7 protein-coding genes are annotated in these 7,688 nt (G+C 62.9%); all 7 read left to right on the top strand.

What is annotated here, in order from left to right; translation table 11 throughout:
- The coding region (locus tag AC1D1P_RS09755; protein ID WP_477672828.1) for a TonB-dependent siderophore receptor at window positions 1-1,003 on the top strand (1,003 nt) is incomplete at its 5' end.
- 92 nt (window positions 1,004-1,095) lie between these two features.
- A complete protein-coding gene (locus AC1D1P_RS09750) occupies window positions 1,096-2,409 on the top strand; it encodes a lysine N(6)-hydroxylase/L-ornithine N(5)-oxygenase family protein (protein ID WP_477672827.1) in 1,314 nt (437 codons plus the stop codon).
- Between the two features lie 21 nt (window positions 2,410-2,430).
- The gene (locus tag AC1D1P_RS09745; RefSeq protein ID WP_477672826.1) at window positions 2,431-3,669 is read left to right on the top strand and encodes an MFS transporter; all 1,239 of its coding nucleotides are present in this window, start codon (window positions 2,431-2,433) and stop codon (window positions 3,667-3,669) included.
- The gene (locus tag AC1D1P_RS09740) at window positions 3,659-4,270 is read left to right on the top strand and encodes a GNAT family N-acetyltransferase (RefSeq protein WP_477672825.1); all 612 of its coding nucleotides are present in this window, start codon (window positions 3,659-3,661) and stop codon (window positions 4,268-4,270) included. The genes AC1D1P_RS09745 and AC1D1P_RS09740 overlap by 11 nt, the downstream gene beginning before the upstream one ends.
- Window positions 4,267-6,150: an IucA/IucC family protein gene (locus AC1D1P_RS09735; protein WP_477672824.1), complete on the top strand. Its 1,884-nt coding sequence runs from the start codon at window positions 4,267-4,269 to the stop codon at window positions 6,148-6,150. The genes AC1D1P_RS09740 and AC1D1P_RS09735 overlap by 4 nt, the downstream gene beginning before the upstream one ends.
- Window positions 6,147-6,971 carry a siderophore ferric iron reductase gene (locus AC1D1P_RS09730; RefSeq protein WP_477672823.1) on the top strand — a complete coding sequence of 275 codons (825 nt, stop codon included), beginning with the start codon at window positions 6,147-6,149 and terminating at the stop codon, window positions 6,969-6,971. Before AC1D1P_RS09735 ends, AC1D1P_RS09730 begins: the two co-directional genes overlap by 4 nt.
- A 75-nt stretch (window positions 6,972-7,046) precedes the next feature.
- The coding region (locus AC1D1P_RS09725) for an aromatic ring-hydroxylating oxygenase subunit alpha (protein ID WP_477672822.1) at window positions 7,047-7,688 on the top strand (642 nt) is incomplete at its 3' end.

Here is a 7,688-nt window from a genome sequence, read left to right as displayed (position 1 = left end):
CAAGCACACCCTGCTGACCGGGCTGGACTACCAGAAGCGCCGCGTCAGTGGGAACTGGGAGTCGGGCAGCGCGCTGCCCGTCAATKTGTTCAACCCGAGTTACGGCGCCCCGGGCCTGACCGGCGTGACCAGCGACCTCATCGACCGCAAGCTGGAGCAGACCGGCCTCTACCTGCAAAACCAGACCGAGCTGGACCGCTGGCGCTTCACGCTGGGCGGCCGCATGGACTGGGCCAAGGCCTCCAACCAGTATGGTTCGGGAAATCCGGCGCAGTGGAGCGGCTCCAAATTCACCAAGCGGGCCGGCGTTGTCTATCTGTTTGACAACGGCGTTGCGCCCTACGTGGGTTATTCGGACGGCTTTAATCCCAGCCTGCGCAATGACCGGCAAGGCAACAACCTGCCGCCCGCGGAGACCAAACAGCTGGAAGTCGGCATACGCTACCAGCCCAAGGACTCCAACACCTTGCTGTCGGCGGCGGTGTACGACCTGTCGCAGAAAAATGTCGCCACACGCCCGGTAGGCGCCACCTACTTTGAGCCTACCGGGAAGGTGCGCTCGCGCGGCCTCGAACTGGAGGCCCGTTCGCAGCTGAGCCGCAAGGTCTCGGTGCTGGCAAGCTACACCTATACCGACATGAAGTTCACCGAATCGTCGGACGGCTTCACCGGCAACACGCCGTACCAGGCGCCGCGCCATATGGCCTCGGTCTGGGGCGACTGGAACTTCGCACAGGGCTACACCATGGGTGCGGGCGTGCGCCATGTGGGCTCCAGCTGGGTTGACAACGCCAACAGCATGAAGGTGCCGCCCTACACGCTGGTGGACCTGATGCTGCGCGTCGATCTGGCCCAGCTGAACCCGTCGCTCAAGGGCACCAACCTTCGCCTGAGTGTCAATAACCTCCTCGACAAGACCTATGTGGCGTCGTGCCTGAGCCAGCAGTACTGCTACTGGGGCGACGCACGCAGCGTCAACGCGACCCTGACGTATCAGTGGTAGGAACGCGGTCCGGTGCTGTATCCAGCGGCGGGCATTCTTTTGATCACCATGCGCCGCCGGATGGCGCACCAGAAATCAGGGAGTTCAGTGCAATGAAAAATGATGTCTATGACTTTATTGCGATCGGGCTTGGACCCTTCAATCTGAGTCTGGCCTGTCTGGCGGAGCCGATCACCGGGGTGAACGCGGTTTTTCTGGAGCGCAATGCGGAGTTCAACTGGCACCCCGGGATGCTGATTGACAACACCACACTGCAAAACCCCTTCCTGGCCGACCTGGTGAGCCTGGCGGACCCCACCAGCTGCTTCAGCTTTCTCAACTACTGCAAGGAAGAAGGGAAAATCTATTCGTACTACTTCCGCGAGAGCTTCTACCTGACGYGGGCTGAGTACAACGCCTACTGCCGTTGGGCGGCGGCGCGCCTGCCCAACGCGCGCTTCGAGTACGACGTGCAGGAGATCGTCCACGACATCGAGAACGGCTGCTATGTCGTGACCGGTGTGCAAGGCCCGCAGCGCGAGCCTTTTGTCATGCGCTGCCGTAAACTGGTGCTGGGCGTTGGCTCCAAGCCCCGTTTCCCACAATGTTGCGCGCCGGGCGGGCATCGCTACCTGCATACCGCCGACTACATCACCCGCAAGGCCGAGCTGCAGAAGAAGCRCTCCATCACCATCGTCGGCAGCGGCCAGAGCGCGGCCGAGGTCTACCACGACCTGCTCAAGGACGCCGACGGGCACGACTACAGCCTGACCTGGATCACCCGCTCTTCGCGCTTCTTCCAGATGGAGACCACCAAGCTCACGCTCGAGATGTTTTCTCCCGACTACATCGATTACTTCTACAACCTGGCCGATGGGAAGAAGGAGCGCATCGTGCGCGCGCAGGACAGCCTGTACAAGGGCGTCAATGCCAGCCTGATCAACCAGATCTATGACCTGCTGGACGACAGGCGAAAGCAGGGGCCGCTGCGCACGCACCTCATTACCAATTGCGAGTTGCAGGGGTGCCGCTACGACGCCGGAAGTGACAGCTACGAGATCGAATTCCGCCAGCTTGACTGCGACGCACGTTATGCGCACCGCAGCGAGGGGCTGGTCTTTGCCACGGGTTATCGCGAGAACATCCCGCCTTTCGTTGACGGCATCCGCCACCGCCTGCGCTGGGACGAACAAGGCCGCTATCGCCTCGCGCGCAATTACGCCGCCGATTTCAACGGCAACGAGATATTCGTGCAAAACGCCGGCCAGCACACCCATGGCATGACCAACCAGGACCTGGGCATGAGCTGCTACCGCAACTCCTACATCCTGCGCGAACTCACGGGCGTGGAGCACTACAAGATCGAGCGTCGCGTCGCGATCCAGGATTTCACCATTCCGTCCACTGCGGACTTCGTCCTGCTCTGAGGCCTGAGAGACACAACCAACATGAACCTGAGATTTCACATTATCACGATGACGGTACTAGCCGTCATCAGCGACGCCATCCTGATTCCCTTTTACCCGCAGTTTTTCAGCGTGCGCTACGGCATCGACAGCCCTGTGCACGTGGGCGCCTACGTGGCGGCGATCTCCATCGCCGTGATGTGCACCCTGCCATTGTGGGCGCGCGTGGCGCGCCGCGTCGAGCCGCTGCATCTGCTGGTCTACACGCAGTTTGCCGCCGGCACCTTCAGCCTGCTGAGCGATTGGGCGCCTACGGTGAAGATCTACTGGGTGCTGTCCATGCTGATGTTCATGTGCAAGAGCAGCTACCTGCTGATGTACCCGTACATGATGCGCCTGACCCCCAAGGAGCAGCATGCGGCCACCATTGGCATCCTGTCGGTGGTGGTGCACTTCGGCGCCATCTTCGGCGCGGTGGTGGGCGGCTTTGTGCTGCAGACCTGGGGGCCGCGCGCCAGCATTTTTGCCATGGCGGCCGGCGACTATTTTCAGATGGCGGTCTGCTTCTACCTGATCCGCAGCGGAAAGATCATTCGCGTCAACACCGGGGAGCAGGCAATGGCCGAAGCCACCGAAGCGCGCCGCGTCGGGCTGCTGGCCCGCCTGCCCATCCTGAAGCTGGCGCTGGTGATGCTGATGTTTGACTTCAGCGCCTACCTGATCCGCCCCTTCTTCGCGCTGTACTGGCAGAAGATCACTGGCAACGACAGCGAGCTGCTGTCGGGCATGGCCTTCGCCATACCGGGCGTGGTGGCCATCGTCGCGTTGCGCCTGCACGCCTGGATACGGGCACGCGGCGGGGACCTGCCCGACCACACGGTGGGCAACCTGCTGCTGGGCGCGGTCGGCCTGTTGCTGCATGCCGCACCCGATCCTTTCCTGGTCGTGCTGGGGCGCGTGCTGTACGGCTGGGCCTTCTTCCAGATCATCGTCAAGCTGGAGGTCAACCTGTTTCGCCTGTCCACGCCGCAGCGCTATGCGCAAGACTACAGCATCACCAACTTCTTCCAGAACATGGGCGTGCTGCTGTCCTCGTTTGCGGCGGGCGCGATTGTCAATCGCTACGGGCTGCATGTGCCCTTTCTGCTGGCGGCCGGTGGCTTTGTACTCACTGCGTTGCTGGATCGCCTGATCCTCAAAGTACCCAGCGCCGGGCATCTGGAGGAAGGCGACAAGTCAGCCCATCCCGCCTCTCTAAAGGAGCCCGCCCATGCCAATTGAGACTGACACGATCCACCGCCGCGCCGACGCCGTGCAAAGGCTGTACCGCGACGAGACGGGTTTTGTGTTCCGCCCGTTGCGGATACCGGAGGACATCCCGACTTTGCATCGCTGGTTCATCCAGGAGCGTGCCGCCTTCTGGCTGATGCAGGACAAGACCGAGGACGAAGTTCGTGAGGCCTACCAGCGCATGATGGATTCCGGCACCGCCACACCCTACATCGGCTGGCACGAAGGCCAGCCAGCCTTCCTGGCGGAGTGCTACGACCCCGCGCAGGACCGCATCAAGGCCTTCTACACCGTGCGGCCCGGTGACCTGGGCATGCACATTTTTATCGGGCCGCCTGAGCGGCGCATTGTCGGTTATTCGCGCACCGCGTTCCATGCGCTGATGCGCTTCATGTTCGAACACTTGCGCGCGCGGCGCATCGTCGTGGAGCCCGACGCCACCAATCACAAGGTCCATGCCTTGAACCGGTCGGCAGGCTTTGCCTACGACCGTGATGTGGTCTTCCCCGAGAAGATCGCCAGCCTCGCCTTTTGCACACGGCGGGATTTTGAACAGGCTACGGCCGCCACCTTAGAGGAAGTCCATTCATGAACGTCACCATCGCCCACCAGATCGCGCACGACCYGGCCCAGTTCGCCGCCCACCTGACGCCGGAGGTCTGGGCTCAAGCCAACCGCCTGCTGTTGCGCAAAGCCATTGCCGAATATGCCCACGAGATCATCATCGAACCGGAGCTGCTGCGTGCCGGTCAGGGCGGCTTCGCGTTGTACCAGGTGTGCTCCGACGACGGCGCCGTGTGCTACCAATTCGAAGCACAACGTCTGGCGCTGCGCCATTGGTACATCAAACCGGAATCCATCCGCAAGCTGGTGAACAGCGCAGACCAGTCGCTGGACGCGCTGCAGTTCATCATTGAATGCCGCCAGCGCCTGGGAATACGCGAGGAGCTGCTGCCCATCTACCTCGACGAGATCAGCAGCACGCTCTTCGGCAGCGCCTACAAGCGCATGAAGGCAGACGCACCCAGCAGCGCCCAGCTGGCCGACACCACTGACTTCCAGACCATTGAAGTCGCCATGACGGAAGGCCATCCGGGTTTTGTTGCCAACAACGGGCGGCTGGGTTTCACTGCGGCCGACTACCAGGCCTACGCGCCTGAGGCCGGCTCGGAGATTCGCGTCATCTGGCTGGCCGTGCACAAGGACCACGCGGCTTTCTCCAGCATCTCCACGCTCAGCTACGAGCAGTTGCTGGCCGAAGAGCTGGGGCAAGAGACGGTAGACGGCTTTAGCCGCGAAGTGGCCGCGCTGGGCGTGGATCCAGCCGACTACAACTTCATGCCGGCCCATCCCTGGCAGTGGTTCAACAAGCTGTCGATCGCCTTCGCCGGTTATGTGGCCCAGCGCAAGATCATCTGCCTGGCCTATGGCCGCGACAACTACATCGCCCAGCAGTCCATCCGCACCTTCTTCAACACCAGCGACCGCAGCAAGCGCTATGTGAAGACCTCGCTATCCATCCTGAACATGGGGTTCATGCGCGGCCTCTCACCGTATTACATGTCGGGCACGCCCGCCATCAACGAATTCATCAAGGGCCTGGTGTCCGGCGACACCTTCCTGCGCGCGAACGGTTTCACCATCCTGCAGGAGGTCGCCTCCATCGGCTTTCGCAATCACTACTATGAGGCTGCAATACCGGTCGACACGCCTTACAAGAAGATGTTCTCGGCGCTGTGGCGCGAGAGCCCGCTGCCCTTGCTCAAACCGGGCGAACGCCTGATGACCATGGCCGCGCTGCTGCATGTCGACAAGGACGGCCATGCCCTGCTGCCCGAGTTGATCCGCCGCTCTGGCCTAAGCACAAAGGCCTGGCTGAAAAGCTATCTGGCGTCCTACCTGACGCCGCTGCTGCATTGCTTCTATAAACACGACCTGACCTTCATGCCGCATGGCGAGAACCTGATCCTGGTGCTGGACAAGCATGTGCCGGTGCGCGCCATCATGAAAGACATTGCCGAGGAATGCGCCATCCTCAACATTGAGGCCAAGGCGCTGCTGCCGGAGCGCGTCAACCGGCTGGCGGTCGATGTGCCCGACCACTTCAAGCTGCTGGGCATCTTCATCGATGTGTTCGACGGCGTGCTGCGCCACATCAACCAGGTGCTGGTGGAAAACGCCTGCTGCAGCGAGAGAGACTTCTGGCAATCGGTGGCCGACTGCGTATCCGATTACCAGGATGCCCACCCTGAGATGGCCGAAAAGTTCGCGCACTACGACATGTTTGTGCCCGAGTTCCTGCATTCCTGCCTGAACCGCCTGCAACTCGGCAACAACGTGCAGATGGTCAACCTGGCAGACCCTGCGTCCAGCCTGAAGATGGCCGGCAATCTTGTGAACCCGATAGGCGGGCTCCGCCGCCGCGCCGCGCACCGGGCCGAGGCAGAACCGGTTGCGGAAAGCGTTGCATGAGCTTTGACATGCGGGCGGAGGACACGGTGCGTGACGGCGCGCCGCTGCAGGCGTGGGCGTCCGCGCCCAACGCTGACCTCGCCCGCGTGTTGCAACTGGCCGGGCGCATCGCACCCTCGCTGCGCGGCGAGCAGGGCGATGCACCGCTGCCCAGCGCACTGCGTCATGGCGACGACGCAGCGGCCAGGCCGGGCCCGTTGCGGGCGCTGTGCCGGCACTGGGCAGAGACCTACCCCGAAGCCGGCGCGCACTATGTGGCGCTGCGCTGCTGGGGGCTAGCGATCTGGCAACCGGTGTACCTCAGCGTGATCGCCGCGCATCTTGATACGCACGTTCCGCGGCTCGCCGGCCTGGCACAACCCGTGGTGGACGGGTTTCCCAGCGACTTTCAATTGCCGGTGCACGCACCCATGAAGGCCGCGACGCTGCCTTCACGCATCCGCCTGGCAACAGGCGAGCTGCGCGAACTGTGCCAATCCACGCGGGCGGCACTCATGCAGCTGGTGGCGCTGCATGCACGCGCCGCCGACCGGCTGCAGGCTGAGTGTGTGCTGGGCGCGCTGCTGCTAGTGCATCGCAGCCGGTCAGTTCTGGCCGATAGCGAGGTCGCCGCGGTAGGTGAGGAATGGCTGGCCCGGCTCGGCATCAGCGGCGGCTGCGGCCTTTTTGCCTACCGGGCGCGTGACGGGACGCCTGCGCTCGCTCTCGACCGCAAGGTGTGCTGCCACTACTTTCGCCGCCATGACGGCGAGAAATGCAGCACCTGCCCCAAGCTCCCGCTCGACAAGCGTATCGCCCGATTGCTGGCCGATCCTTCGTAGTCCGGGCCATTGATCCCGCGATGCGGCTGTGCCTTTCTCAAGGCCGGTGTGTTTCGCCACGCCCTGGAGAGTTCCATGAACGATATCGCACGCCTGGTGCATGTCCTGCCGGCGGACCCGCAATTGCCCGTAGGCGCGTACTTTGACGAGGCCCTGTTCGCGCGCGAACAGGCATTGATCTTCAACAAGTCCGCCCGCTACCTCGGCCATGAAAAAGCCGTGCCGCAGGTCGGCGACTGGCACCGGCTCGCGCAGGAAGGCGGCGGCCGCGTGCTGGTGCGCAACCCGCAGGGCGTGGAGCTGTTGTCCAACGTCTGCCGGCACCGGCAAGCCCTGATCCTGGGCGGCGAAACCGGCAATGTGACCGGGCCAGCCAACCCGAAAGGTAATCTGGCGGCTGCCGGCGGCAACATCGTCTGCCCCTTGCACCGCTGGACGTACAACAGCAGCGGCGAGTTGCTGGGCGCGCCGCAGTTCGAGCAAAAACCCTGCAAGAACCTGCAGCGCTTTTCCTTGCGCAACTGTCACGGCCAGCTGTTCGAAGGCCCGCGCGACCCGGCTCAGGATATGGCGCCGCTGTTCGAGCGGCCCGAGTTCGATTTTTCGGATTACGTACTCGACCACGTGGAAATTCACCAGTGCAACTACAACTGGAAGACTTTCATCGAGGTCTACCTGGAGGACTACCATGTTGCTCCGTTCCACCCGGGCCTGGGC

It is taken from the genome of Polaromonas sp. P1_E1_2 (assembly GCF_056406035.1).
Note: the sequence above shows the minus strand (reverse complement) of the source record. Positions and strands in the feature narration are given on the sequence as shown.